We start from the raw sequence: 23884 nt of genomic DNA, 5'->3' as shown, positions 1-23884 counted from the left end.
ATGAGTACGACGATGAATATGATGAGTACATGCCTAAAGGTAAAAAAGTAAAGAAGTCTAAATTCAAAGAAGAAGATGTTTTTACATCTGAAGATGATGACATTTAAAAAAACTGTAAAGGGGGAAGAAGCCCTTGATAGACGTTAATAATTTTGATGCATTAAAAATTGGCTTGGCTTCACCTGAACAGATCCGAGCTTGGTCTAGGGGAGAAGTAAAAAAACCTGAAACCATCAACTACAGGACTTTAAAGCCTGAGAGGGAGGGTCTGTTTTGCGAGAAGATTTTCGGACCTCAAAAGGATTGGGAATGTCACTGTGGTAAATACAAGCGGATTAGATATAAAGGTGTTGTATGTGACCGTTGTGGAGTTGAAGTAACAAGAGCTAAGGTTCGTAGGGAGAGAATGGGGCATATTGAGCTTGCTGCCCCTGTATCCCATATCTGGTATTTTAAAGGTATACCCAGTCGAATGGGTCTACTTATGGATATGTCCCCTAGGGCACTAGAAAAAGTTCTTTATTTCGCATCTTACATCGTAGTTGACCCAGGTGAGACTGCTCTAACAAAGAGACAGCTTCTCACTGAGAGTGAGTACAGGGAAAACTATGACAAATATGCACACTTGTTCAGAGAAGGTAAAGGCTTTAAAGCAGAAATGGGCGCAGAAGCTGTTAAAAAATTACTAGACGAAATTAACCTAGAAACCCTAGCTAAAGAGCTTAGAGGTGAGCTTAAAAATGCTACAGGTCAAAGGCGAATCCGCGCTATTAGAAGGCTAGAGGTTGTAGAAGCATTTAAATCTTCTACAAACAAACCTTCTTGGATGATACTTGATACAATACCTGTACTTCCACCGGACTTGCGTCCTATGGTCCAGTTAGATGGCGGTAGATTTGCAACAGCGGATCTAAACGATCTATACAGAAGGGTTATCAACCGTAATAACAGGCTAAAAAGATTACTAGACCTTGGAGCACCAGACATCATTGTAAGAAACGAAAAACGTATGCTTCAAGAAGCTGTTGACGCACTAATTGATAATGGTAGAAGGGGTCGCCCTGTAACTGGGCCAGGAAACAGACCGTTGAAATCCTTAAGTGATATGCTTAAAGGTAAACAAGGACGTTTCCGTCAAAACTTACTTGGTAAAAGGGTTGACTATTCAGGTCGTTCCGTTATCGTTGTAGGACCAGAACTTAAGATTTTCCAATGTGGTCTTCCAAAAGAGATGGCATTAGAGCTATTTAAACCTTTTGTCATGAGAAAGCTGTTTAAAGATGGTGTGGTACAGAACATCAAAACTGCTAAAAAAATGGTAGAAAAGGGCGATGCTCAAGTTTGGGATGTACTAGAACATGTTATTAAGGAACATCCAGTACTACTAAACCGTGCCCCTACACTTCATAGACTTGGTATTCAAGCATTTGAGCCAATTTTAGTGGAAGGTAGAGCAATCAAAATCCATCCACTAGTTTGTACTGCTTACAACGCTGACTTCGACGGTGACCAAATGGCTGTCCATGTTCCTTTATCATCAGAGGCTCAAGCGGAGGCAAGGTTACTTATGCTAGCTGCAGGGAACATCCTAAACCCTAAAGACGGCAAGCCTGTTACCACACCCACACAGGATATGATTTTAGGTAGTTACTATTTAACAATTGATCGTGAAGGTGCAAAAGGTGAAGGAAAATACTTCGGCACGATGGATCAAGCTATTTTAGCCTATCAAGCTGGCATTGTAGACTTACATGCAAAAATTGCATTAAAAATTAAAGCATTAGATAACAAAGTTGTAATAGCTAGAGGTGGCGATCAGGGAGTTCAAGACGGCTTTATTTTAACAACCGTTGGTCGTATTTTATTTAACGAAATATTCCCAGAGGATTTCCCCTTTGTAAATAGACCAGCCATTGAAGAATCTGTAGCTCAAGATGATATAATTACACAAAAAGGTATTAATTTAAAAGAAAAACTTCAAACTCAACCTGAGATCGAAGGAGCTAAAAAAGGATTCTTAGGTGTCCTTATTGGTGAATGTTTCCGTAGATACGGTACAACACTAACTGCTGAAATCTTAGATAGAATTAAAAGGTTAGGCTTTACTTACTCTACCCGCGCTGGAATCACTATCGCCGTATCAGATATCATAGTGCCACCAGAAAAAGATGCAATAATGGCATGGGCAGAAGAGGAAGTTAACAAAATAGAAAAAAGCTTTAGGAGAGGTTTCGTAAGTGACGAAGAAAGATACAACAGGGTCATTGAAATCTGGAGTAAAGCAAAGGATGATATAACAAAAGCACTAATGAAGAACATGGATAAACTTAATCCCATCAACATGATGGCAGGCTCAGGTGCTAGAGGTAATGTTTCCCAGATCACACAGCTTGCTGGTATGAGGGGCCTTATGGCTGACCCAACAGGACACATCATTGAGCTACCTATCAAAGCAAACTTTAGAGAGGGCCTAACGGTATTAGAGTACTTTATATCTACCCATGGTGCCCGTAAAGGTCTTGCGGATACAGCTCTTAAAACAGCAGACTCCGGTTACCTAACCCGTAGACTAGTTGACGTATCCCAAGATGTAATCGTACGTGATGAAGACTGTGGTACAACAGACGGCATAACGGTAACTGAAATTAAAGATGGTTCAGACTCAATCGAGACCTTAGAAGAACGTTTAATAGGAAGACATGCATCTGTTGATATTGTAGATCCTGATGGTGTGGTTATGGCACGCCAAGGTGAACAAATTGATGAAGAAATGTCTAGACGTATAACAAGCCATGGATTAGTAAAAGCACCAGAAAGTGGTACAGTTGAAGTCACCGAAGATACTATAACAATTACTGCCGATAGTGGGCAAGTTTATACTTTTGAAAGACCAAAAGGTGCAAGACTTTATGTCTCTACTGGTGAAAGGGTAAGAGCCAGGGAAACAATTACTGCCACCTTTGATGACTTGAAAATTCGCTCCGTATTAACATGTAAAACAAGATATGGTGTATGTGTGAAATGTTACGGAAGGGACTTAGCAACTGGAGGTCAAGTAAGTGTTGGTGAAGCAGTGGGTATTATAGCCGCTCAGTCCATCGGTGAGCCAGGAACTCAGCTTACAATGCGTACATTCCATACCGGTGGTGTTGCAGGAGACGATATAACTCAGGGTCTTCCAAGGATTGAGGAGTTGTTTGAGGCTAGAAAGCCTAAAGGCCAGGCTATTGTTGTTGAAGAAGCTGGTATCGTTACAATCCTTGACAACAAAAACAAACGTGAGGTTGAAGTAAAAACCGAAAGTGGAGAAAGTCAAATGTATACCATTCCTTACGGGGCAAGGTTAAAAGTTAGAAATGGTTATAAAGTGGCCCCGGGTGATTCTCTCACAGAAGGTTCAATTAACCCACATGATTTACTGAAAATCAAGGGAACAACTGGTGTTCAAGAATACTTAACCCAAGAGGTACAAAAGGTTTACCGCCTTCAAGGTGTTGAGATTGCCGATAAGCACATAGAAGTTATAGTTAAGCAAATGCTAAGAAAAGTTAAGGTAGAAGAGTCTGGGGATACAGAACTTTTACCAGGAAGTTACGCTGATGTATTTGACTTCAAAGAAGCTAATGAAGCTATGGTGGCTGAAGGCTTAGAACCAGCTGAAGCAAAACCAATGCTACTAGGTATAACGAAAGCATCTCTTGCAACTGACTCCTTCTTATCTGCAGCATCCTTCCAAGAAACAACTAGGGTACTAACAGAAGCTTCTATCAAAGGTAAAATAGATCCGTTACTTGGGCTGAAGGAAAATGTAATTATTGGTAAGCTGATACCTGCAGGTACTGGCATGACAAAATATACTAGTATAGAGGTAGTACACCCTGAAAAAGAAGTAATTGACAGTATCTAAACATAATGTTAAAATATTTTAGTGTGTGTTACTGCCTTAAACTTGGAGGTAGAAAAGTATGGCGATGCAACAACTAGCTACTGCATCAAAAAAAGCTGTGGGTATGAAGCAGACAAAGAAAGCAGTAGAAAAAGGTGAAGCCAAACTCGTATATTTAGCAAAAGATGCAGATGACCACATTTTGAATCCACTACTAAAGCTTTGTCAACAAAAGCAAATAGAATACCATCTGGTAGAAAATATGGCTCTTTTAGGTGAAGCTTGTGGGATACAAGTTGGGGCGGCAGCCGCAGCTATATTGGGAGATTAAACAAGCCCCGGCATTTGCCGGGGCACCCATAGTTTATTTTTTTGTGTATTTTATGACTAAGAAATGTGGGAAGGAGGTGTCGTAGATGCCAACAATTAACCAGTTAGTCCGTTACGGAAGACAAAAGCAGGTGAAAAAAACAACAGCTCCTGCACTTGAAAAATCTCCACAAAAAAGAGGAGTTTGTACAAGGGTTTCAACAATGACTCCTAAAAAACCTAACTCGGCCCTTAGAAAAGTTGCTAGGGTACGTTTGACTAATGGTACTGAAGTAACTGCATATATTCCAGGTATTGGTCATAACCTTCAAGAGCATAGTGTTGTACTTGTAAGGGGTGGTAGGGTAAAAGACTTACCGGGTGTTCGTTATCACATTGTTCGTGGTGCACTGGATACTGCAGGCGTTCAAAACCGTAATCAAGCACGTTCTAAATACGGTGCTAAAAGACCAAAGAAAAAGTAACTTTAATAAATTAGCAGCTTAAGAAGAAGGAGGGAAAAACATGCCAAGAAAAGGTCCAGTTCCTAAAAGGGATATACTGCCTGATCCAGTATATGGCAATGAGTTGGTTTCTAGGATTATCAACAAGCTTATGCTTGATGGTAAAAAGGGTACTGCTCAAAGCATTATGTATGGTGCATTAGATAGAATTAAAGAAAAAAGTGGCAAAGAGCCAATCGAAGTATTAGACGAAGCAATGAAAAACATTATGCCAGTATTAGAAGTAAAATCCCGTAGAGTTGGTGGTTCTAACTACCAAGTGCCCGTAGAAGTAAGACCAGACCGTCGTCGTACCTTAGGTATCCGTTGGTTGATTGATTACTCAAGAAAACGTGGTGAAAAAACCATGGAAGAGCGTCTTTCTGCTGAAATCTTAGATGCATCTAATAACGTAGGTGCTGCAGTTAAGAAGAGAGAAGATACTCACAAAATGGCTGAGGCTAACAAAGCATTCGCTCACTACCGTTGGTAGAATTTTAATTTTATGTAATAATTCTTATGAATTAAGAAAAAATAGCACTAGAAGGGGGGATAACTATGCCCAGACAATTTTCCTTAGCAAGAACAAGAAATATAGGTATCATGGCTCATATCGATGCTGGTAAAACCACTACCACAGAACGTATTTTGTTCTACACAGGTAAGGTTCATAAACTAGGCGAGGTTCATGATGGTGCTGCTACCATGGACTGGATGGTTCAAGAACAAGAGCGTGGTATTACCATTACTTCAGCTGCGACTACAGCTCAGTGGAAAGATCACAGGATAAACATCATAGATACACCTGGACACGTGGACTTTACAGTAGAAGTTGAAAGGTCCCTCCGCGTACTTGACGGTGCAGTAGGTGTTTTTTGTGCAAAAGGTGGTGTAGAGCCACAATCAGAGACTGTTTGGAGACAAGCGGACAAGTATCGTGTTCCGAGAATGGCCTATGTAAACAAAATGGACATAACTGGAGCTGATTTCTTCAGAACTGTAGGGATGATGAGAGACAGATTAAAAGCTAATGCTGTACCTATCCAACTTCCTATCGGAGCAGAAGACAACTTCCAAGGAATGGTTGACTTAGTTATAATGAAAGCCTACGTTTATAAAGACGATTTAGGCACTCAAGTTGAAACAGTTGATATTCCTGAAGACCTACAAGAGATTGCAGGCAAGTACAGAGAACAACTGCTTGAAGCAGTTGCGGAGACCGATGAAGAATTAATGATGAAGTATCTAGAAGGTGAAGAATTTACCCTAGAAGAGATTAAGAAAGCCCTTAGAAAAGGTACCTGTGATACAACAATAGTACCAGTTTTATGTGGTTCTTCTTACAAAAACAAAGGTGTTCCTATTCTACTAGATGCAGTAGTTGATTATATGCCATCACCCCTTGACATACCACCTATTAAAGGTGTTGAGATGGACACTGAAGAAGAGATCGTTAGAGTTGCAAGTGACGAAGAACCTTTCTCAGCATTGGCATTTAAAATCATGAGTGACCCATATGTTGGTAAACTAGCATTCTTTAGGGTTTACTCTGGTACTTTAAAATCTGGTTCTTACGTATATAACTCCACAAAGGGTAAAAAAGAAAGAATCGGACGTATCCTTCAAATGCATGCTAACCACAGAGAAGAAATCACCGAGGTTTTCACTGGTGATATTGCCGCAGCTGTTGGTCTTAAAGATACAACAACTGGTGACACTCTTTGTGACGATGCAAAACCAGTTATCCTAGAAGCCATGGTTTTCCCTGAGCCAGTTATCTCAGTAGCAATTGAACCTGCTACTAAAGCTGACCAAGAGAAAATGGGTATAGCGCTAGCTAAACTTGCTGAAGAGGATCCAACATTTAAAACTTATACTAACGAAGAGACTGGCCAAGTTATAATCGCTGGTATGGGTGAGCTTCACTTAGATATAATTGTTGACCGTATGCTTAGAGAATTCAAAGTGAAGGCTAATGTAGGTAACCCACAAGTTGCATACAAAGAAACCATCACTAAAGAAGTTAAAGCAGAAGGTAAATTCGTACGTCAGTCCGGTGGTAGAGGACAATTCGGTCATGTTTGGATTGAACTATCTCCAAGGGAACCAGGCGAAGGATACTTATTTGAAAACAAAGTTGTTGGTGGAGCTATTCCTAAAGAATTCATCAACCCAGTTGATCAAGGTATCCAAGAAGCTTCTAAGAACGGTATCCTTGCAGGATATCCCGTGCTTGACTTCAAAGTTACTTTGGTTGACGGATCATACCATGATGTTGACTCATCTGAGATGGCGTTTAAGATAGCTGGTTCCATGGCTTTTAAAGAAGCTATGAAAAAAGCTAATCCAGCTATCCTAGAACCTACTATGAAGGTAGAAGTAACTGTACCTGAAGAGTATATGGGTGATGTTATGGGTGATATTAACTCAAGAAGAGGTAGAATTGATGGAATGGAATCTAGAGCCGGTGCTCAAGTAATCAGAGCATTTGTACCACTAGCATCCATGTTCGGTTATGCAACTGACCTTCGTTCTAAAACTCAAGGTAGAGGCGTTTACGCCATGGAATTCTCCCATTATGATCAAGTGCCAAAAAGCATTGCAGATGAAATAATGGAAAAAGGCAAGTAAATTTGGGTTATTCCCAATCACAATAAAACCAATTATTAAGGAGGCAAATAAAAAATGGCTAAGAGTAAATTTGAACGTAATAAGCCACACGTTAACGTAGGAACAATCGGCCACGTTGACCATGGTAAAACTACTTTAACAGCAGCACTAACAACAATCATCTCTACAACTGGTGGAGCTACAAAAATGGCATATGACATGATTGACAAAGCACCAGAAGAAAAAGCTAGGGGGATCACAATCTCTACAGCTCACGTTGAGTATGAAACAGAAAACCGTCACTATGCACACGTTGACTGCCCAGGTCATGCTGACTATGTTAAAAACATGATCACTGGAGCTGCTCAAATGGATGGAGCTATCCTAGTTGTATCTGCAGCTGATGGCCCAATGCCACAAACCCGTGAGCACATCCTTCTATCCCGTCAAGTAGGTGTACCACACATCGTAGTATTCCTAAACAAAGCTGACATGGTAGACGACGAAGAATTACTAGAGTTAGTAGAGTTAGAAGTACGTGACCTACTATCTGAGTATGAATTCCCAGGCGATGACACTCCAATAGTAGCAGGTTCAGCCCTTAAAGCACTTGAGTGTGGTTGTGGTAAAAGGGAATGCGAATGGTGCGGAAAAATGTGGGAGCTTATGGACGCAGTAGATGAGTATGTGCCAACTCCAGAGCGTGACACAGACAAGCCATTCCTAATGCCAATCGAGGACGTATTCACAATTACAGGTCGTGGTACAGTAGTAACAGGCCGTATCGAGCGTGGTATTGTTAAAGTTGGTGACGAGATTCAAATCGTAGGTTTCACAGAAGAGCCAAAGAAAACAGTATGTACAGGCGTTGAGATGTTTAGAAAACTTCTAGATCAAGCTCAAGCAGGTGACAACGTAGGTGCACTACTTAGGGGTGTTGAGCGTACAGAGGTAGAGCGTGGTCAAGTACTAGCTAAACCAAATACAATCAAACCACATACAAAGTACACAGCAGAAATCTATGTACTAACAAAAGAAGAAGGTGGCCGTCACAGTCCATTCTTCAACGGTTACCGTCCACAGTTCTACTTCCGTACAACTGACGTAACTGGCGTAATCACACTTCCAGAAGGTATGGAAATGGTAATGCCTGGTGACAACATTAAAATTGATGTAGAGCTAATCACATCAATCGCTATCGAGCCTGGCCTAAGATTCGCTATCCGTGAAGGTGGTAGAACAGTAGGCGCTGGTGTTGTTGTAGACATCAAAGCATAGTAAAATAATCCACTTACAGGTTGTATTTTTACAACCTGTAAGTGACTTTAAAACAATTTCTAAAAACCCTTTAAAAGCATAATAAAAGTTATAAGTCAAGACTTGTAATGCATTAATTATCGAGGTATAATAGAAATGTTGTGACTTGCGATGAGGCAGAAGGTTACCTCTAAAAAGAGGATAGTTTTTGCTGAGTATGTCCGTTTTAAAAATGGGCGAAAAGGAGGTATGAAAATGGCAACTCAAAAAATCCGTATCCGTTTAAAAGCGTTTGATCATAAGATTTTAGACCAATCCGCTGAGAAAATTGTTGATACAGCAAAAAACACCGGTGCAAAAGTATCAGGTCCGATACCGTTGCCTACAGAAAAGAATGTCTATACAATCCTAAGAGCTGTACACAAGTACAAGGATTCTAGGGAACAGTTCGAAATGAGAACTCACAAAAGACTTGTTGACATTCTTGAGCCAACACCAAAGACAGTTGATGCTCTAATGAAGCTTGACTTACCAGCTGGTGTTGATATCGAAATCAAACTATAAAAGGCCTAAAAGACAGTATAGGTCTTTTAAAAATGTTTAGAATTAAGTTTTACTAGGGAGGTGGCAACCAATGCAAAAAGCTATACTAGGTAAAAAACTAGGTATGACTCAAATCTTCAATGAAGAAGGTAAGGTAGTACCAGTTACCGTAATCGAAGCAGGTCCTTGTATCGTTGTACAAAAGAAGAGCCAAGAAACTGAGGGCTATGAGGCTATTCAGTTAGGTTTTTATGATATTGCAGAAAGAAAAGTTAATAAACCTCTGCAAGGGCATTTCAAAAAGGCCAATGTTGCACCGAAAAAATACTTAGCTGAGTTCAAACTTGAAAACGTTCAAGGTTATGAAGTTGGACAAGAAATCAAAGCTGATGTTTTTTCAGTTGGTGAGGCTGTTGATGTAACCGGAACTTCTAAAGGAAAAGGGTTCGCAGGTTCTATCAAAAGACATAACCAATCACGTGGCCCAATGTCCCACGGCTCCCGTTATCATAGAGGCCCAGGTTCTCTAGGTGCAGTAGATCCAGCAAGGGTATTTAAAGGTCAAACTTTACCTGGAAGAATGGGTGGCGAAAAAGTAACAGTTCAAAACCTTGAAGTAGTAAAAGTAGATATCGAAAGAAACCTACTTTTAATTAAAGGTGCTATTCCAGGTGCTAAAGGTTCACTAGTTACTATAAAAGATTCAGTAAAAGCTTAATATAAGTTTTTATGAAAGGAGGATGCAACATGCCTAAAGTATCAGTTTACAATAAATTAGGTGAAGTGGTTTCAGAAATGGAACTAAACCCTAGCTTATTTGACTCAACAATAAATGAAGCTGCAATGCACGAAGTTGTGTTAGCACACTTAGCAGCTAAAAGACAAGGTACTGCCTCTACAAAAAGCCGTGGCGAAGTAAGAGGTGGTGGAGCAAAACCTTGGCGTCAAAAAGGTACCGGTAGAGCCCGTCATGGTACAATCAGGTCACCGTTGTGGGTAGGTGGTGCAATTGCATTTGGACCAAAACCTAGAAACTACCGTTATACTATGCCTAAAAAAGTGCGTAGATTAGCTATGTACTCTGCTCTAACAACTAAAGTACAAGGTAATAACCTAATTGTTTTAGATGCTCTATACATGGAAACACCTAAAACAAAGGAAATCATTAGCCTGTTAAGCAACCTAAAAGTACAGGGTAAAGCTTTAATCGTTACCGCAACACCCGACAGTGTTGTTTACAAATCCGCTAAAAACATCCAAGGTGTAAAAACTGCCATCGCAGATAGTATTAACGTTTACGACTTGTTAAACTACACCACTTTGGTTATGACACAAGATGCGGTTAATAAAGTGGAGGAGGTGTTTGCGTAATGCGTGATCCCCGCGACATCATAAAAAAACCACTGATAACTGAAAAAACAAATGACATGATGGCTGAAGGAAAATACACCTTTGTGGTGGAGAAAAGAGCCAATAAAGTTGAAATAAAACATGCTGTTGAAAGCTTGTTTGGTGTGGATGTTGAAAAGGTAAACACCATCAATATGAAGGGTAAATTCAAAAGGATGGGTGTTCATTCTGGATACAGACCAAACTGGAAAAAAGCAATCGTTACTCTAACAGAAAAATCCAAGCCAATTGAGATTTTTGAGTAAATTTTCTAGCAAAGGAGGGAAATGAAAGTGGCTATCAAAAAGTTTAAACCAACTTCCCCAGGAAAAAGGTTCATGACAGTTTCAGCCTTTGAAGAAATCACTACTTCAACTCCTGAGAAATCGCTTCTTGCACCTTTAAAAAGCAAAGCGGGAAGAAACGCTCAAGGAAAGCTGACTGTTCGTCACCAAGGTGGTGGACACAAAAAGAAATACCGTATAATTGACTTTAAACGTAACAAAGCTGATATACCTGCAAAGGTAGCTACAATAGAATACGATCCAAACCGTAGTGCAAACATAGCTCTTTTAAACTACGCAGACGGCGAAAAAAGATATATCATTGCTCCTGTTGGACTTAAAGTGGGCGACACTTTAGTTTCAGGACCAAGTGCAGATATCAAAGTGGGTAACGCACTACCACTAAAAAACATCCCAGTGGGTTCAGTTATTCACAATATTGAACTTAAAATCGGAAAAGGTGCTCAATTAGTGAGATCAGCTGGTGGTCAAGCTCAGCTTATGGCTAAAGAAGGCAACTACGCTCACGTAAGACTACCTTCCGGTGAAGAAAGACTTATTCACGTTGATTGCTATGCAACAATAGGTCGTGTAGGTAACACTGACCATGAAAACATATCAATCGGTAAAGCTGGTCGTTCCCGTTGGATGGGTAAAAGACCTACTGTACGTGGTGTTGTAATGAACCCTGTAGACCATCCACATGGTGGTGGTGAAGGTAAAGCACCTATCGGTAGAAAGAGTCCAGTATCTCCATGGGGTAAACCTACACTGGGATATAAAACTCGTAAGAAAAATAAACCGTCTGATAAATATATTGTCAAAAAACGTAAAAAATAACCTTGAGGCATTTTAGGGTAATAAGGAGGTAAAAGCATGGGTAGGTCTCTAAAGAAAGGCCCTTTCTGCGACGAGCATTTAATGAAAAAGATTGAAGAGATGAACGCTGCTGGCGATAAAAAAGTTCTAAAAACTTGGTCTAGACGTTCTACAATCTTTCCAGAGTTTGTCGGTCATACCTTAGCCGTCTATGACGGAAGGAAACATGTGCCTGTATTTGTAAGTGAAGATATGGTTGGTCATAAATTAGGTGAGTTTGTTCCAACCCGTACCTATAAAGGTCACGGAGACACCGAGCGTTCTACCAATCTCAGATAGTGAAAAATCGCTAGAGAGGAGGAATAATTAGATGGAAGCAAAAGCTGTTGCTCGTTATGTTCGAATAGCGCCAAGAAAAGTTCGAATTGTAATGGACTTAGTAAGAGGCAAAAGCATCCCCGACGCATTAGCGGTTTTGAGATTTACTCCTAAAGCTGCATCGCCTATCATTGAAAAGGTGTTGAAGTCTGCGGTTGCAAATGCTGAACATAACTATGAAATGGATATAAACAGTCTATATATTAGTCAAGCCTTCGCTGATCAAGGTCCTACAATCAAAAGGTTCAGACCAAGAGCGCAAGGACGTGCGACTAGAATAAACAAAAAAACTAGCCACATTACTATAGTTGTAGCGGAGAAAAAGGAGGGATAGTTAGTGGGTCAAAAAGTAAATCCAATAGGATTACGTGTTGGTATCATTCGTGACTGGGATGCTAAATGGTATGCAGACAAGAGAACTTATGTTGATACACTTCACGAAGACTTAAGGATCAGAAAATATATCAGAAAAGCCCTGCCTAACTCTGGTGTTTCAAAAGTAGAAATCGAAAGAGCTGCTAACAGAGTTAGAATTACAATCCACACTGCTAAACCCGGTATGGTAATCGGTAAGGGTGGTGCAGGAGTAGAAAACTTAAGAAAACAAATCGAGCGTCTTGCTGACCAAGACAAAGCTGGTAAAAAACAAATCCATTTAAACATAATGGAAATCAAAGCCCCTGACCTAGATGCTAAACTTGTAGCTGAAAACATTGCTTCTCAACTAGAGAGAAGAATCGCTTTCAGAAGAGCTATGAAACAAGCAATCGGACGTACTTTGAGATCAGGTGCACAAGGTATCAAAACAAGTGTAAGTGGACGTTTAGGCGGCGCTGATATGGCACGTACTGAATGGTATACAGAAGGAAATGTTCCTTTACAAACTTTAAGAGCAGATATCGATTACGGCACTGCAGAAGCTGATACAACCTATGGTAAAATCGGAGTTAAAGTTTGGATATATAAAGGGGAAGTTCTTCCAGCTAAAAAGGCTAAGGAAGGAGGAAAATAATCTATGTTAATGCCAAAAAGAGTCAAATTCCGTAGGCCACACCGTGGCGGTATTAAAGGTAAATCTAAAGGTGGTACAAAAGTAGACTTCGGTGAATACGGTCTACAAGCGTTAGAAGCATCTTGGATTACAAATAGACAAATTGAAGCTGCCCGTATTGCTATGACCCGTTATATCAAAAGGGGTGGTAAGGTTTGGATTAAAATTTTCCCTCACAAGCCTATAACCGCAAAACCTGCTGAAACAAGAATGGGTTCCGGTAAAGGTTCACCAGAGAAGTGGGTGGCAGTAGTTAAGCCTGGTAGAGTTATGTTTGAACTTGCAGGTGTTCCTGAAGAAACAGCAAGGGAAGCAATGAGACTTGCTATGCATAAACTACCTATCAAATGTAAGTTTGTAAAAAGGGAAGAATTAGGTGGTGAAAACCATGAAGGCTAAGGAAGTAAGAGATCTAACTGCACAAGAGTTAACTCAAAAGCTTGACAACCTAAAAGGTGAGTTGTTCAACTTAAGGTTCCAGTTAGCTACTGGTCAATTGGAAAACCCAATGCGTATTCGTCAAGTTAGAAAAGATATCGCTCGTATTAAAACAGTTATACGAGAAAGAGAACTAAAGATTAACGTTCAGTAGCCTTAATTTTAGTTGATGAAAGGAGGCTCATTTTGATGGCAGAGCGTAATTTCCGCAAGGTTCGTACGGGTAAAGTAGTTAGTGACAAAATGGATAAAACTATTGTTGTATCCATCGAAACCACTGACAAGCACCCCTTATATGGAAAAAGGGTAAAGAGAACCACAAAATTCAAAGCCCATGATGAAACAAACCAAGCAGGTATTGGTGATACAGTAAAAATTATGGAAACTAGAGCACTAAGTAAAGACAAAAGATGGCGCCTAGTGGACGTAGTAGAAAAAGCGAAATAGTTTATACAAACACATTGTTTGAAAGGAGGGCAAACCATGATTCAACAACAAACTAGGTTGAATGTTGCCGACAACTCCGGTGCCCGTAAGCTTATGACCATAAGGGTATTGGGAGGAACCAGACGTCGTTTTGCAAATATCGGTGATGTAATCATCGCTTCAGTTAAGGAAGCAACACCCGGTGGTGTTGTAAAAAAAGGTGAAGTTGTAAAAGCTGTAATTGTACGTTCTGCGTATGGAATTCGTCGTAACGATGGTTCTTACATCAAGTTTGACGAAAACGCAGCCGTTATCATAAACGATGCAAAAAACCCAAGAGGTACAAGGATTTTCGGACCTGTTGCCCGTGAATTAAGGGATAAGGACTTCATGAAAATCGTTTCATTAGCTCCAGAAGTAATCTAATGCGAGGAGGTGGATGATGTGGCTAATAAAGTACATGTCAAAACCGGTGACAAGGTAACGATTCTCTCTGGGAAAGATAAAGACAAGCAAGGAAAAGTTCTTTCTGTTTTCCCAAAAGAAGGAAAAGTTATCGTTGAAGGCGTTAATATAGTAAAAAGACATACTAAACCAACCCGTGAAAACCCACAAGGCGGTATCATCGAAAGAGAAGGAGCTGTTGAGAGCTCTAAAGTTATGTTGGTATGTCCTCGTTGTAACAAACCAACCCGTGCTGCAAAGAAGTTTTTACAAGATGGTAATAAAGTGCGTCAATGTAAAAAATGCAGTGAGGTTATCGATAAGTAATTAACCTAGAAGGGAGGTTGCCTAAGGTGGCTAGACTAAAAGAAGTATACAAAAAAGAAATAGTTCCTCAACTGATGGAGAAATTTCAATACAGTAGTGTAATGCAAGCACCTCGTATTGATAAAATCGTTGTAAACATTGGTGTTGGAGAAGCTAAAGATAACCCTAAAGTTTTAGAAGGTGCAGTAAATGATCTAGGTATCATTACTGGTCAAAAACCTATAATCACAAAAGCTAAAAAGGCTATTGCTGGTTTTAAAATAAGAGAAGGTATGTCTATCGGTACAAAAGTAACCCTTCGTGGTGAAAGAATGTATGAGTTTTTAGACAGACTTCTAAACGTTGCATTGCCAAGGGTAAGGGACTTCAGAGGAGTTTCTCCTAAAGCTTTCGACGGTAGAGGGAACTACACTCTTGGACTTAAAGAACAGCTAATTTTCCCAGAGATTGACTACGATAAAGTAGATAAGGTTAGGGGTATGGACGTAGTATTCGTAACTACTGCCAATACCGATGAAGAAGCACGTGAAATGTTACGGGCCTTCGGAATGCCCTTTAGATCCTAATTTAAAAAGGAGGAGGGAAAAAAGTGGCAAAAAAATCAATGATCGCCAAGCAAAAGCGTGAGCCAAAATTCAAGGTAAGAAGATACAATCGTTGTAAATTATGCGGTCGTCCTCATGCATACCTAAGAGATTTTGGTATGTGTCGTATATGTTTCCGTGAATTAGCTTATAAAGGTGAAATTCCCGGCGTAAAAAAAGCCAGCTGGTAAAGCTTAAGTCTTAGGAAGGAGGTAATTTAATATGACTATGACAGATCCTATAGCAGATATGCTTACTAGGGTAAGAAATGCTAACATGGCAATTCACCCTACTGTTGAGATCCCTGGATCAAAAATTAAGAAAAACCTTGCTGAAATTCTAAAAGCAGAGGGTTTCATTAAGGATTATGAGTGGATCGAAGACGATAAGCAAGGGATTATTAGAATTCACCTTAAGTACGGTGGAAACCGTGAAAGGGTTATTACTGGATTAAAAAGAATTAGCAAACCTGGTTTAAGGGTTTATGCAAATAAAGATGAATTACCTAAAGTACTAGGTGGTTTAGGAATTGCAGTGATTTCTACCTCCCAAGGACTTGTAACTGACAAAGTTGCTAGGAAATTAGGAACGGGTGGAGAAGTAATCTGCTACGTATGGTAATAGCAAACTAGCTCTTATCATTTTGAAACAGGAGGTGTGAACATGTCTCGAATCGGTAAAAAACCTATTGTAATCCCAGCAGGGGTTGATTTTAAAATAGATGAAGAAAACGTTGTTACAGTAAAAGGCCCTAAAGGTCAACTGGTGGAAAAATTATCATCTGATATGATAATTACTTTAGAAGAAGGTAATGTAACTGTTGCAAGACCTTCTGATCAAAAGGATCATCGCTCACTACACGGTTTAACAAGAAGTCTTATTGCTAACATGGTTGAAGGTGTAACTCAAGGTTACACAAGGAACCTTGAAATAATTGGTGTTGGTTACAGAGCGGCTCTTCAGGGAACAAAGCTTAACCTTTCATTAGGTTATTCTCACCCAGTAGAAGTTGAAGCTCCAGCTGGTATAACATTTGAAGTACCCGCTCCAACTAAAATTAGTGTTAAAGGTATCGACAAGCAACTAGTTGGTCAAATGGCTGCTAAAATCCGTTCGTACAGAGAACCTGAGCCTTACCTAGGTAAAGGTATTCGTTACGAAGGCGAACAAGTCCGTCGTAAAGAAGGTAAAACAGGTAAATAAACAAGCTTTTTAAAAGTGTGAAAGGAGTGAATTTGGGTGATCAACAAAGAAAGCAAGAACTTAGCTAGATTAAAACGTCACGGAAGAGCTCGTAAAAACCTTAGTGGTTCTAGCGTGCGTCCTAGATTAAACGTTTTCCGCAGTCTGCAAAACATCTACGCCCAAGTCATTGACGACACTACCGGAAACACCCTAGTTTCTGCTTCAACCTTAGATGCTGAATTTAAGGGAATGAGTATATCAAGCGGAAACATCGAAGCTGCTAAGGCTGTTGGACAGCTTGTGGCAAAGAAAGCTTTAGATAAGGGTATTAAAGCAGTAGTGTTCGATAGAGGTGGATATATATATCACGGTCGTGTTAAAGCTCTAGCAGAAGCAGCTAGAGAAGCAGGACTAGAATTCTAAGAAGGAGGGGAACAAATGAAACGCATTGACCCTAGTACATTGGACTTAACAGAAAAAGTCGTCCATATTAACCGAGTTGCTAAGGTTGTTAAAGGTGGTCGTCGCTTCAGTTTCAGCGCACTTGTAGTAGTAGGTGACGGTAACGGTCACGTTGGTGCTGGAATCGGTAAAGCTGGTGAAGTACCTGAAGCTATCCGCAAAGGTGTAGAAGACGCTAAAAAGAATATGATTACAGTTCCAGTAGTGGGTACAACTATTCCCCATCAGGTGCTTGGTAAATTCGGAGCCGGTAGCGTTATGCTAAAACCTGCATCTGAAGGTACTGGTGTTATCGCAGGTGGCCCAGTACGTGCAGTGCTGGAATCTGCCGGTATCAGAGATATACTAACAAAATCTTTAGGTTCAGCTAACTCTTTAAACATTGTTAATGCTACAATTTCAGGTCTTAAAGAACTTAAAACAGCTGAGCATGTTGCAAAACTTCGTGGTAAAACCGTAGAAGAATTATTAGGATAGGGGGTACTTTAAATGGCTAAATCACTACAAATCAAATTGGTGAGAAGTTTAATCGGCCGCTCCAAAGACCAAAGGGTAGTTGCCCAAACCCTAGGCCTAAGAAAGCTTCAACAAGTTGTCGTTCAACCTGACAACCCACAAATTAGAGGAATGGTTGAGAAAATCTCTCACCTTGTTCAAGTAGAAGAAACTAATTAATATAAAGTCACCATTGCCATAAAGAGGGAGGTGCAAAAGCAAATGAACTTACATGAATTAAAGCCTGCAAAAGGTTCCCGTACCGTAGGTAAGAGAAAAGGCCTAGGAATCGGTTCTGGAAACGGTAAGACAGCAGGTAAAGGAGCAAAAGGACAAAATGCAAGAAGTGGTGGAGGCGTTCGCCCTGGTTTTGAAGGTGGTCAAATGCCTTTACAACAAAGGATTCCAAAAAGAGGTTTTAACAACAAAAGATTTGGAACCACTTGGGCAATAGTGAACGTTTCAGACCTAAACACCTTCGCAGCAGACACTGTAGTTACCCCAGATATGCTAATTGAAAAGGGTATCATTAAAAAACTTGCCGACGGGGTGAAAATCCTAGGTAACGGTAACTTAGAGGTAAAACTTACTGTGCAAGCACAAAAGTTTACAAAGTCTGCTGTTGAGAAGATTGAGGCTCTTGGCGGCACTATCGAGGTGATATAGTATGCAATTTGTAGAAACCTTGCGTAATGCTTGGAAAATAAAGGACCTACGAAAGAAAATGATATTTACCCTAGCTATGCTATTTGTTTTCAGATTAGGTTCTTTTGTACCAGTTCCTGGGATAGATCCAGCTGGTATTGCAGGCCAGGTAGAAGGCGGAGGCCTTTTAGGTCTTTTCGATATCTTCTCTGGTGGTGCTCTTTCTAACTTTTCTATATTTGCCATGGGTATAATGCCCTACATTAACGCTTCGATTATTACACAACTACTAACAGTTGTAATACCTAAATTTGAAGCGTGGTCAAAAGAAGGCGAAGAAGGAAGAAAGAAACTAACACAAGTAACTAGGTTTGGTACTGTAATACTAGGTACTATCCAAGCAACAGGTTTAAGCTTTGCTTTTAGAGGGTATATGTCATCATCTGACCTAGGTTCTCTAGCATTAGTTGTAATATCCCTAACAGCAGGTACTGCATTTTTGATGTGGTTAGGTGAGCAAATTACTGAAAATGGTATCGGTAACGGTATATCGCTAATTATTTTCGCAGGTATTGTTTCCAGACTGCCATTGACTATAATCCAATATATAGAGCTAATAAGAGTTGGTGAAGGACATATCTTCACTGCCCTTATATTAGTAGCAATTGCTTTAGTGGTTCTTGTAGGTGTTATATACGTACAAGAAGGTGAAAGAAAAATCCCAGTACAATACGCCAAAAGAGTTGTTGGTCGTAAAATGTATGGTGGTCAATCTACTCATATCCCACTAAAAGTTAACCAAGCTGGTGTAATCCCTGTAATTTTCGCTACATCACTACTGCTATTCCCAGCTACAATTGGTGAATTTTGGGATAACGCTGTTGTAAATGTAATCGCTCGATTCTTCGATATGTCTACTGTTTCTGGACAGATTTTACAGGCTCTTCTAATAGTTTTCTTTGCATATTTCTACACAGCAATAACTGTTAACCCTGTTGAACTTGCAGACAACATGAAAAAAAATGGAGGTTTCATACCAGGTATTAGACCAGGAAAGCCTACATCAAGTCATATAGAAAGAATTTTAACAAGAATAACCTTAGTTGGTGCTCTATTCTTAGCTTTAATAGTTGTAATCCCATTTGCAGTTGGTAACTTAGCTGGTGTAAATATAGGGATCGGTGGTACATCATTACTAATAGTTGTTGGTGTGGCACTAGAAACTATGAAGCAAATAGAATCGCAACTAATCATGAGGCATTATAAAGGCTTCATGGGGTAACACCTAAGGAGGCTATAATAATGAGATTGATACTATTGGGACCGCCAGGGGCAGGAAAAGGCACCCAGGCAGTTAAAATCGCTGAGAGTTACCGTATTCCCCATATCTCAACTGGGGATATATTTAGAAAAGCACTTAAAGAGGAAACGCCTCTAGGGATGAAAGCTAAGGAATATATGGATAAAGGGCAACTTGTTCCCGATGATATCGTTATTGGTATCGTGCAAGAAAGACTGCAGCTAACAGACTGTCAAGATGGATTCTTACTAGACGGCTTCCCGAGGACTACCGATCAAGCGAAAGCCCTTGACGGGTTTTTAAAAGATAACGGTTATCCCATTGACCGCTGTATAAACATAGAAGTTCCCTTCGAGGAACTAATTGCAAGACTCACCGGTAGGAGAGTCTGCAAAACATGTGGGGCAACCTATCACGTAATGTTCAACGCTTCTTCTAAAGATGGAGCTTGTGACGCATGTGGTGGAGAGCTATATCAGCGTGCTGATGATAACGAAGGTACTGCCAAAGAGCGACTTACAGTTTATAACAACCAAACCGCTCCTCTGATTGAATACTATACTAATCAGGGTACACTAGTTACCATTGACGGTTTGCAGTCTATTGACAAAGTATTTAATGACATCGAAGATGCCTTGCGAGGTAGCTGTAATGATAATCATTAAATCACAAAGGGAAATTGAATACCTGCGGGAAGCCGGTAGGATTACCGCAGGTGCTCATAAGGTTGTTGCTGAAAGCATAAAACCGGGTATATCCACGAAGGAACTAGACCATATAGTGGAACAATACCTCCTTGCCCAAGGGGCAACGCCGGCCTTCAAAGGTTATCATGGTTTCCCCGCTAGTATCTGTGCATCCATAAATCATGAGGTTGTTCATGGTATACCTGGGGTTAAAACCTTAAAAGATGGAGATATTATTAGTATTGATATCGGTGCTAAAATAAACGGTTATTACGGCGATGCTGCTGTAACCTATCCTGTAGGCAAAATTTCTGAGGAAGTACAAAGGTTGTTAGACGTAACACGTCAGTCTCTCTTCGAAGGAATAAAACAAGCTATAGTTGGAAACAGACTTTCTGATATTTCCGCTACAATTGGAAATTATGTAGAAGAGAAGGGTTTTTCCGTTGTGCGAGACTATACCGGTCATGGTATAGGTCAAGCAATGCATGAAGATCCGCAAATTCCTAACTTTGGGAAGCCCGGTTGTGGACCTAGGCTAAAGGCTGGGATGGTTTTTGCCATCGAACCCATGGTCAATATGGGAACTTATCGGGTTAAGACATTGCGCGATGGCTGGACGGTAGTTACTTTAGATAACAAACCATCGGCACACTTTGAACACACCATAGTCCTCACAGATGATGGACCGGAAATTTTAACAGCCGTTGAATAATCGCGGTGGCTTAAAGGAGGGTATCTCCATTGACAGATGTTCAAATAGGTAATCTTGTTCGCTCTAAAAAAGGGCGTGACAAAGATAAACTATATGTTATTTTAGAGCTACAGGGGGATAGGGTAACCTTAGTAGACGGCAAATTTCGTACTATTAAAAAACCTAAACAAAAGAACGTAAAGCATATTAGATTAGTATCTAATCAAAGCTTTATAAAAAACCCTGCTCATCTTACAGATGAGAAAATAGCTTTTGCCATAAGTACCTTTGAACAAGAAGATAGCTAGAAGGTACCGGAAGAAGGAGGTTATGGAATAATGTCTAAGATTGATGTTATCGAAGTTGAAGGAAAAGTCCTAGAGTCTCTTCCTAACGCTACGTTTAAAGTAGAGCTAGAAAACGGCCATGTTATTTTAGCTCACATATCAGGAAAACTTCGTATGAATTTCATTCGGATTTTACCAGGTGATAAAGTTACCGTTGAGCTGTCTCCATATGACCTGACCAAGGGAAGGATTACTTATAGGGGACAAAGGAGGTAGATAAATATGAAAGTAAGACCATCAGTAAAACCTATTTGTGAAAAATGCAAGATAATCAAGAGAAAAGGTAAAGTCATGGTTATCTGCGAGAATCCAAAACATAAACAAAAACAAGGCTAGTATAATAGGAGGTGTCATAACACTATGGCAAGAATTTCAGGTGTAGACTTACCTAGAGATAAAAGGGTAGTAATATCCTTAACATATATCTATGGTATAGGAAGAAGGACCTCTGAACAGATCTTAAGCCAATTAGCAATTAGTCCTGAAACTAGAGTAAGAGATCTTACTGAAGATGAAGTTAACAGGCTAAGAGAAGCTATTGATAAAAGTCACAAAGTTGAAGGTGACCTTCGTCGTGAGATAGCTATGAACATCAAAAGGCTAATTGAAATTGGAAGTTATAGAGGACGTCGTCACCGTATGGGGCTACCTGTAAGGGGACAAAATACCAAAAACAACTCTCGTACCCGTAAAGGGCCTAAGAGAACTCAAGGTGGTAAACGTAAATAATAGTACGAAAAGGAGGGACTCCAATTGGCACGTAGAACTACTAGTCGTCCAAGACGTAGAGAACGGAAGAACATTGAACGTGGCGTAGCCCACATTCATTCAACCTTTAACAATACAATCATAACCATTTCTGACGTTGCTGGTAACACTCTTTCTTGGTCAAGTGCTGGAGCCATGGGCTTCAGAGGATCAAGAAAAAGCACACCTTTTGCTGCTCAAACAGCTGCAGAAGTTGCTGCTAAAGCAGCCATGGAACATGGTCTAAAAATAGTAGACGTTACTGTAAAAGGGCCAGGCTCTGGTAGAGAAGCGGCTATCCGCTCGCTACAAGCAGCTGGTTTAGAAGTAATAGGTATTAGAGATACCACTCCAATACCACACAATGGTTGCCGCCCACCAAAAAGGCGTCGCGTATAGTAATTTATAGGAGGTGTATTGGATAAATGGCAAGATATACAGAAGCTGTATGTAGACTTTGCCGTAGAGAAGGTACTAAGCTTTTCTTAAAAGGCGAAAGATGCTACACACCAAAATGTGCCATAGATCGCCGCAACTATGCTCCTGGTCAGCATGGTCAAGCTAGAAAAAAAGTATCTGAATACGGAATGCAGTTAAGAGAAAAACAAAAATTACGTCGTATTTATGGCGTTTTAGAAAAACAATTCCGCAACTACTTTAAAGAAGCAAACAGAAGACAAGGTGTTACAGGTGAAAACCTACTTCAAATCCTAGAAAGCCGCTTAGACAACCAAGTGTTCCGTTTAGGTTTTGGTACATCAAGGGTTGAAGCTAGACAACTAGTTACACATGGTCACTTCACTGTAAATGGTAAAAAGGTAGATATTCCATCTTACCTAACTAAGCCAGGTGATGTAATTCAAGTTAAGGAAAAATCTCAAGATTCCCCGAAATTCAAGGACCTTAGAGAATTTGCTGCTACTCAAAATGTTGCTTCTTGGTTAGAAAGAGATGTAGAAGCTCTTAGTGGTAAAGTTTTAGCAACTCCATCAAGAGAAGATATCGATGTGCCTGTAGCAGAACACTTAATTGTTGAGCTTTACTCAAGATAAGGCTAATATTTATAGCAGCCCTCGTAACTCCAATTTTATGTGAAAAGGGAGGGTAAAACTTTGATAGAGATTGAAAAACCCAAAATCGATTGTATTAAAATGTCAGATGATAACACATATGGTGAGTTCGTAGTGGAACCCCTTGAAAGAGGATACGGTAACACTTTAGGTAACTCCCTAAGAAGAATTCTTATATCTTCACTTCCTGGCGCTGCTGTCACCAGTGTCAAAATAGATGGAGTACTACATGAATTCTCCACAATCCCTGGTGTTAAAGAAGACACCACGGAAATTATCCTGAATCTAAAACAACTAGCAATAAAGATTCATAACCAGCAAGCTAAAACCTTAAGACTTGACTTTGAAGGTCAAGGTGTTGCCACCGCCGGAGATATCACTCCAGATAGCGATGTGGAAATCCTTAACCCCGAGCAAGTTATCGCTCATGTTGCAGCTGGCAGCAAACTATCTATGGATATTAACATATCCCCAGGTAGAGGTTATGTGGGTGCAGAGAAAAACAAATCTCAAGATCACCCCATCGGTGTAATTGCTGTTGACTCAATCTTTACTCCAATCAGGAGGGTACAATACACTGTTACTGATACAAGGGTTGGTCAAATCACAAACTTTGACAAACTAATCTTGCAAGTAACAACTGATGGTAGTATAAGACCAGACGAAGCAATCAGCCTAGCTGCAAAAATTATGAATGAACATCTAGAACTGTTTATAGATTTAACCCATACTGTCAGTGATATTGAAGTAATGGTTGAAAAAGAAGAAGACGAAAAGGAAAAAGTCTACCAAATGACCATAGAGGAGCTAGACTTCTCTGTAAGATCATATAACTGTCTGAAGAGAGCTGGTATCAACTATGTTGAAGAACTTACTCAAAAATCAGAAGCTGATATGATGAAGGTAAGAAACCTTGGTAGAAAGTCCTTAGAAGAAGTTATTCAAAAGCTAGAAGAATTGGGACTATCCCTTAGGAAAGAAGACGAGTAAAGGAGGGGATACAAA

At 40.0% G+C, this 23884-nt stretch carries 37 protein-coding genes; all 37 read left to right on the top strand.

Features of this window, described 5'->3' with window-relative positions:
- The first annotated feature begins 133 nt into the window (after positions 1-133).
- On the top strand, positions 134-3907 hold the full coding sequence (gene rpoC, locus HYG86_RS08335) for a DNA-directed RNA polymerase subunit beta' (RefSeq protein ID WP_213168793.1): 3774 nt from the start codon (positions 134-136) through the stop codon (positions 3905-3907).
- Between the two features lie 58 nt (positions 3908-3965).
- Positions 3966-4217: a L7Ae/L30e/S12e/Gadd45 family ribosomal protein gene (locus HYG86_RS08330; protein ID WP_213168791.1), complete on the top strand. Its 252-nt coding sequence runs from the start codon at positions 3966-3968 to the stop codon at positions 4215-4217.
- 85 nt (positions 4218-4302) lie between these two features.
- Positions 4303-4680, top strand: a complete 378-nt coding sequence (rpsL, locus tag HYG86_RS08325) for a 30S ribosomal protein S12 (protein WP_213168789.1) — start codon at positions 4303-4305, stop codon at positions 4678-4680.
- Between the two features lie 40 nt (positions 4681-4720).
- Positions 4721-5191 carry a 30S ribosomal protein S7 gene (gene rpsG, locus HYG86_RS08320; RefSeq protein ID WP_213168787.1) on the top strand — a complete coding sequence of 157 codons (471 nt, stop codon included), beginning with the start codon at positions 4721-4723 and terminating at the stop codon, positions 5189-5191.
- Positions 5192-5256: 65 nt separating this feature from the next.
- Positions 5257-7329 (top strand): elongation factor G, encoded by a 2073-nt coding sequence (fusA, locus tag HYG86_RS08315; RefSeq protein WP_213168785.1) that lies wholly within the window; start codon positions 5257-5259, stop codon positions 7327-7329.
- Positions 7330-7383: 54 nt separating this feature from the next.
- Positions 7384-8586: an elongation factor Tu gene (tuf, locus tag HYG86_RS08310; protein WP_213168783.1), complete on the top strand. Its 1203-nt coding sequence runs from the start codon at positions 7384-7386 to the stop codon at positions 8584-8586.
- A gap of 234 nt (positions 8587-8820) precedes the next feature.
- Positions 8821-9129, top strand: coding sequence for a 30S ribosomal protein S10 (gene rpsJ, locus HYG86_RS08305; protein ID WP_213168781.1), 309 nt, complete (start codon positions 8821-8823; stop codon positions 9127-9129).
- Positions 9130-9199: 70 nt separating this feature from the next.
- Positions 9200-9826, top strand: coding sequence for a 50S ribosomal protein L3 (gene rplC / locus HYG86_RS08300; protein ID WP_213168779.1), 627 nt, complete (start codon positions 9200-9202; stop codon positions 9824-9826).
- Between the two features lie 29 nt (positions 9827-9855).
- Positions 9856-10479 carry a 50S ribosomal protein L4 gene (rplD, locus tag HYG86_RS08295; protein ID WP_213168778.1) on the top strand — a complete coding sequence of 208 codons (624 nt, stop codon included), beginning with the start codon at positions 9856-9858 and terminating at the stop codon, positions 10477-10479.
- A complete protein-coding gene (rplW, locus tag HYG86_RS08290) occupies positions 10479-10763 on the top strand; it encodes a 50S ribosomal protein L23 (RefSeq protein WP_213168776.1) in 285 nt (94 codons plus the stop codon). Before rplD ends, rplW begins: the two co-directional genes overlap by 1 nt.
- 27 nt (positions 10764-10790) lie before the next feature.
- The gene (rplB, locus tag HYG86_RS08285) at positions 10791-11621 is read left to right on the top strand and encodes a 50S ribosomal protein L2 (RefSeq protein WP_213168775.1); all 831 of its coding nucleotides are present in this window, start codon (positions 10791-10793) and stop codon (positions 11619-11621) included.
- A gap of 36 nt (positions 11622-11657) precedes the next feature.
- The gene (gene rpsS, locus HYG86_RS08280; RefSeq protein ID WP_213168773.1) at positions 11658-11939 is read left to right on the top strand and encodes a 30S ribosomal protein S19; all 282 of its coding nucleotides are present in this window, start codon (positions 11658-11660) and stop codon (positions 11937-11939) included.
- Positions 11940-11970: 31 nt separating this feature from the next.
- Complete coding sequence (gene rplV / locus HYG86_RS08275) at positions 11971-12312, top strand: 50S ribosomal protein L22 (RefSeq protein WP_213168771.1); 342 nt, start codon at positions 11971-11973, stop codon at positions 12310-12312.
- 3 nt (positions 12313-12315) lie between these two features.
- Positions 12316-12990 (top strand): 30S ribosomal protein S3, encoded by a 675-nt coding sequence (gene rpsC, locus HYG86_RS08270; protein ID WP_213168769.1) that lies wholly within the window; start codon positions 12316-12318, stop codon positions 12988-12990.
- Positions 12991-12993: 3 nt separating this feature from the next.
- Positions 12994-13428, top strand: coding sequence for a 50S ribosomal protein L16 (rplP, locus tag HYG86_RS08265; protein ID WP_213168767.1), 435 nt, complete (start codon positions 12994-12996; stop codon positions 13426-13428).
- A complete protein-coding gene (gene rpmC / locus HYG86_RS08260) occupies positions 13418-13621 on the top strand; it encodes a 50S ribosomal protein L29 (protein ID WP_213168765.1) in 204 nt (67 codons plus the stop codon). Before rplP ends, rpmC begins: the two co-directional genes overlap by 11 nt.
- 35 nt (positions 13622-13656) lie before the next feature.
- Complete coding sequence (gene rpsQ / locus HYG86_RS08255; protein ID WP_213168763.1) at positions 13657-13914, top strand: 30S ribosomal protein S17; 258 nt, start codon at positions 13657-13659, stop codon at positions 13912-13914.
- A gap of 36 nt (positions 13915-13950) precedes the next feature.
- A complete protein-coding gene (rplN, locus tag HYG86_RS08250; protein ID WP_213168761.1) occupies positions 13951-14319 on the top strand; it encodes a 50S ribosomal protein L14 in 369 nt (122 codons plus the stop codon).
- An 18-nt stretch (positions 14320-14337) separates the two neighbouring features.
- Entirely contained in the window at positions 14338-14664 is a 327-nt protein-coding gene (rplX, locus tag HYG86_RS08245; protein ID WP_213168759.1) for a 50S ribosomal protein L24, read from the top strand.
- A 26-nt stretch (positions 14665-14690) separates the two neighbouring features.
- A complete protein-coding gene (rplE, locus tag HYG86_RS08240; RefSeq protein WP_213168757.1) occupies positions 14691-15230 on the top strand; it encodes a 50S ribosomal protein L5 in 540 nt (179 codons plus the stop codon).
- Positions 15231-15253: 23 nt separating this feature from the next.
- Positions 15254-15439, top strand: a complete 186-nt coding sequence (locus tag HYG86_RS08235; RefSeq protein ID WP_213168755.1) for a type Z 30S ribosomal protein S14 — start codon at positions 15254-15256, stop codon at positions 15437-15439.
- 31 nt (positions 15440-15470) lie between these two features.
- Positions 15471-15869 (top strand): 30S ribosomal protein S8, encoded by a 399-nt coding sequence (gene rpsH, locus HYG86_RS08230; protein WP_213168754.1) that lies wholly within the window; start codon positions 15471-15473, stop codon positions 15867-15869.
- A gap of 42 nt (positions 15870-15911) precedes the next feature.
- Complete coding sequence (gene rplF / locus HYG86_RS08225) at positions 15912-16451, top strand: 50S ribosomal protein L6 (protein ID WP_213168752.1); 540 nt, start codon at positions 15912-15914, stop codon at positions 16449-16451.
- 36 nt (positions 16452-16487) lie between these two features.
- Positions 16488-16856 (top strand): 50S ribosomal protein L18, encoded by a 369-nt coding sequence (rplR, locus tag HYG86_RS08220; RefSeq protein ID WP_213168749.1) that lies wholly within the window; start codon positions 16488-16490, stop codon positions 16854-16856.
- Between the two features lie 15 nt (positions 16857-16871).
- Entirely contained in the window at positions 16872-17372 is a 501-nt protein-coding gene (gene rpsE, locus HYG86_RS08215) for a 30S ribosomal protein S5 (protein WP_213168747.1), read from the top strand.
- Positions 17373-17384: 12 nt separating this feature from the next.
- On the top strand, positions 17385-17570 hold the full coding sequence (rpmD, locus tag HYG86_RS08210; protein ID WP_213168745.1) for a 50S ribosomal protein L30: 186 nt from the start codon (positions 17385-17387) through the stop codon (positions 17568-17570).
- A 42-nt stretch (positions 17571-17612) separates the two neighbouring features.
- On the top strand, positions 17613-18056 hold the full coding sequence (gene rplO, locus HYG86_RS08205; RefSeq protein WP_213168743.1) for a 50S ribosomal protein L15: 444 nt from the start codon (positions 17613-17615) through the stop codon (positions 18054-18056).
- A gap of 1 nt (position 18057) precedes the next feature.
- Entirely contained in the window at positions 18058-19317 is a 1260-nt protein-coding gene (gene secY, locus HYG86_RS08200; protein ID WP_213168741.1) for a preprotein translocase subunit SecY, read from the top strand.
- A gap of 20 nt (positions 19318-19337) precedes the next feature.
- Positions 19338-20000, top strand: coding sequence for an adenylate kinase (locus HYG86_RS08195; protein ID WP_213168739.1), 663 nt, complete (start codon positions 19338-19340; stop codon positions 19998-20000).
- On the top strand, positions 19987-20736 hold the full coding sequence (map, locus tag HYG86_RS08190; RefSeq protein ID WP_213168737.1) for a type I methionyl aminopeptidase: 750 nt from the start codon (positions 19987-19989) through the stop codon (positions 20734-20736). The genes HYG86_RS08195 and map overlap by 14 nt, the downstream gene beginning before the upstream one ends.
- Before the next feature lie 29 nt (positions 20737-20765).
- Complete coding sequence (locus tag HYG86_RS08185; RefSeq protein ID WP_213168735.1) at positions 20766-21023, top strand: KOW domain-containing RNA-binding protein; 258 nt, start codon at positions 20766-20768, stop codon at positions 21021-21023.
- A 30-nt stretch (positions 21024-21053) separates the two neighbouring features.
- Entirely contained in the window at positions 21054-21278 is a 225-nt protein-coding gene (infA, locus tag HYG86_RS08180; RefSeq protein WP_213168734.1) for a translation initiation factor IF-1, read from the top strand.
- 6 nt (positions 21279-21284) lie between these two features.
- Entirely contained in the window at positions 21285-21398 is a 114-nt protein-coding gene (rpmJ, locus tag HYG86_RS08175) for a 50S ribosomal protein L36 (protein WP_008516283.1), read from the top strand.
- 24 nt (positions 21399-21422) lie between these two features.
- Positions 21423-21791 carry a 30S ribosomal protein S13 gene (rpsM, locus tag HYG86_RS08170; protein WP_213168732.1) on the top strand — a complete coding sequence of 123 codons (369 nt, stop codon included), beginning with the start codon at positions 21423-21425 and terminating at the stop codon, positions 21789-21791.
- 24 nt (positions 21792-21815) lie between these two features.
- The gene (gene rpsK / locus HYG86_RS08165) at positions 21816-22208 is read left to right on the top strand and encodes a 30S ribosomal protein S11 (protein ID WP_213168730.1); all 393 of its coding nucleotides are present in this window, start codon (positions 21816-21818) and stop codon (positions 22206-22208) included.
- A gap of 26 nt (positions 22209-22234) precedes the next feature.
- A complete protein-coding gene (gene rpsD / locus HYG86_RS08160) occupies positions 22235-22861 on the top strand; it encodes a 30S ribosomal protein S4 (protein WP_213168728.1) in 627 nt (208 codons plus the stop codon).
- A 60-nt stretch (positions 22862-22921) separates the two neighbouring features.
- On the top strand, positions 22922-23869 hold the full coding sequence (locus HYG86_RS08155; RefSeq protein ID WP_213168726.1) for a DNA-directed RNA polymerase subunit alpha: 948 nt from the start codon (positions 22922-22924) through the stop codon (positions 23867-23869).
- Positions 23870-23884 lie beyond the last annotated feature (15 nt).

Source organism: Alkalicella caledoniensis, from assembly GCF_014467015.1.
GTDB lineage: Bacteria > Bacillota > Proteinivoracia > Proteinivoracales > Proteinivoracaceae > Alkalicella > Alkalicella caledoniensis.
Note: the sequence above shows the minus strand (reverse complement) of the source record. Positions and strands in the feature narration are given on the sequence as shown.

Coding starts and splice junctions, on each gene's coding strand:
- rpsG (WP_213168787.1), top strand. CDS start 4,721: ATGCCAAGAAAAGGTCCAGTTCCTAAAAGGGATATACTGCCTGATCCA.
- rplW (WP_213168776.1), top strand. CDS start 10,479: ATGCGTGATCCCCGCGACATCATAAAAAAACCACTGATAACTGAAAAA.
- rpsH (WP_213168754.1), top strand. CDS start 15,471: ATGACTATGACAGATCCTATAGCAGATATGCTTACTAGGGTAAGAAAT.
- rpmJ (WP_008516283.1), top strand. CDS start 21,285: ATGAAAGTAAGACCATCAGTAAAACCTATTTGTGAAAAATGCAAGATA.
- tuf (WP_213168783.1), top strand. CDS start 7,384: ATGGCTAAGAGTAAATTTGAACGTAATAAGCCACACGTTAACGTAGGA.
- HYG86_RS08195 (WP_213168739.1), top strand. CDS start 19,338: ATGAGATTGATACTATTGGGACCGCCAGGGGCAGGAAAAGGCACCCAG.
- rplF (WP_213168752.1), top strand. CDS start 15,912: ATGTCTCGAATCGGTAAAAAACCTATTGTAATCCCAGCAGGGGTTGAT.
- rplC (WP_213168779.1), top strand. CDS start 9,200: ATGCAAAAAGCTATACTAGGTAAAAAACTAGGTATGACTCAAATCTTC.
- rpsQ (WP_213168763.1), top strand. CDS start 13,657: ATGGCAGAGCGTAATTTCCGCAAGGTTCGTACGGGTAAAGTAGTTAGT.
- rpsS (WP_213168773.1), top strand. CDS start 11,658: ATGGGTAGGTCTCTAAAGAAAGGCCCTTTCTGCGACGAGCATTTAATG.
- rplO (WP_213168743.1), top strand. CDS start 17,613: ATGAACTTACATGAATTAAAGCCTGCAAAAGGTTCCCGTACCGTAGGT.
- rpsM (WP_213168732.1), top strand. CDS start 21,423: ATGGCAAGAATTTCAGGTGTAGACTTACCTAGAGATAAAAGGGTAGTA.
- fusA (WP_213168785.1), top strand. CDS start 5,257: ATGCCCAGACAATTTTCCTTAGCAAGAACAAGAAATATAGGTATCATG.
- rpsJ (WP_213168781.1), top strand. CDS start 8,821: ATGGCAACTCAAAAAATCCGTATCCGTTTAAAAGCGTTTGATCATAAG.
- secY (WP_213168741.1), top strand. CDS start 18,058: ATGCAATTTGTAGAAACCTTGCGTAATGCTTGGAAAATAAAGGACCTA.
- rplD (WP_213168778.1), top strand. CDS start 9,856: ATGCCTAAAGTATCAGTTTACAATAAATTAGGTGAAGTGGTTTCAGAA.
- HYG86_RS08330 (WP_213168791.1), top strand. CDS start 3,966: ATGGCGATGCAACAACTAGCTACTGCATCAAAAAAAGCTGTGGGTATG.
- map (WP_213168737.1), top strand. CDS start 19,987: ATGATAATCATTAAATCACAAAGGGAAATTGAATACCTGCGGGAAGCC.
- rpsD (WP_213168728.1), top strand. CDS start 22,235: ATGGCAAGATATACAGAAGCTGTATGTAGACTTTGCCGTAGAGAAGGT.
- infA (WP_213168734.1), top strand. CDS start 21,054: ATGTCTAAGATTGATGTTATCGAAGTTGAAGGAAAAGTCCTAGAGTCT.
- rpmD (WP_213168745.1), top strand. CDS start 17,385: ATGGCTAAATCACTACAAATCAAATTGGTGAGAAGTTTAATCGGCCGC.
- rpsL (WP_213168789.1), top strand. CDS start 4,303: ATGCCAACAATTAACCAGTTAGTCCGTTACGGAAGACAAAAGCAGGTG.
- rplN (WP_213168761.1), top strand. CDS start 13,951: ATGATTCAACAACAAACTAGGTTGAATGTTGCCGACAACTCCGGTGCC.
- rpsE (WP_213168747.1), top strand. CDS start 16,872: ATGAAACGCATTGACCCTAGTACATTGGACTTAACAGAAAAAGTCGTC.
- rplV (WP_213168771.1), top strand. CDS start 11,971: ATGGAAGCAAAAGCTGTTGCTCGTTATGTTCGAATAGCGCCAAGAAAA.
- rplP (WP_213168767.1), top strand. CDS start 12,994: ATGTTAATGCCAAAAAGAGTCAAATTCCGTAGGCCACACCGTGGCGGT.
- rpmC (WP_213168765.1), top strand. CDS start 13,418: ATGAAGGCTAAGGAAGTAAGAGATCTAACTGCACAAGAGTTAACTCAA.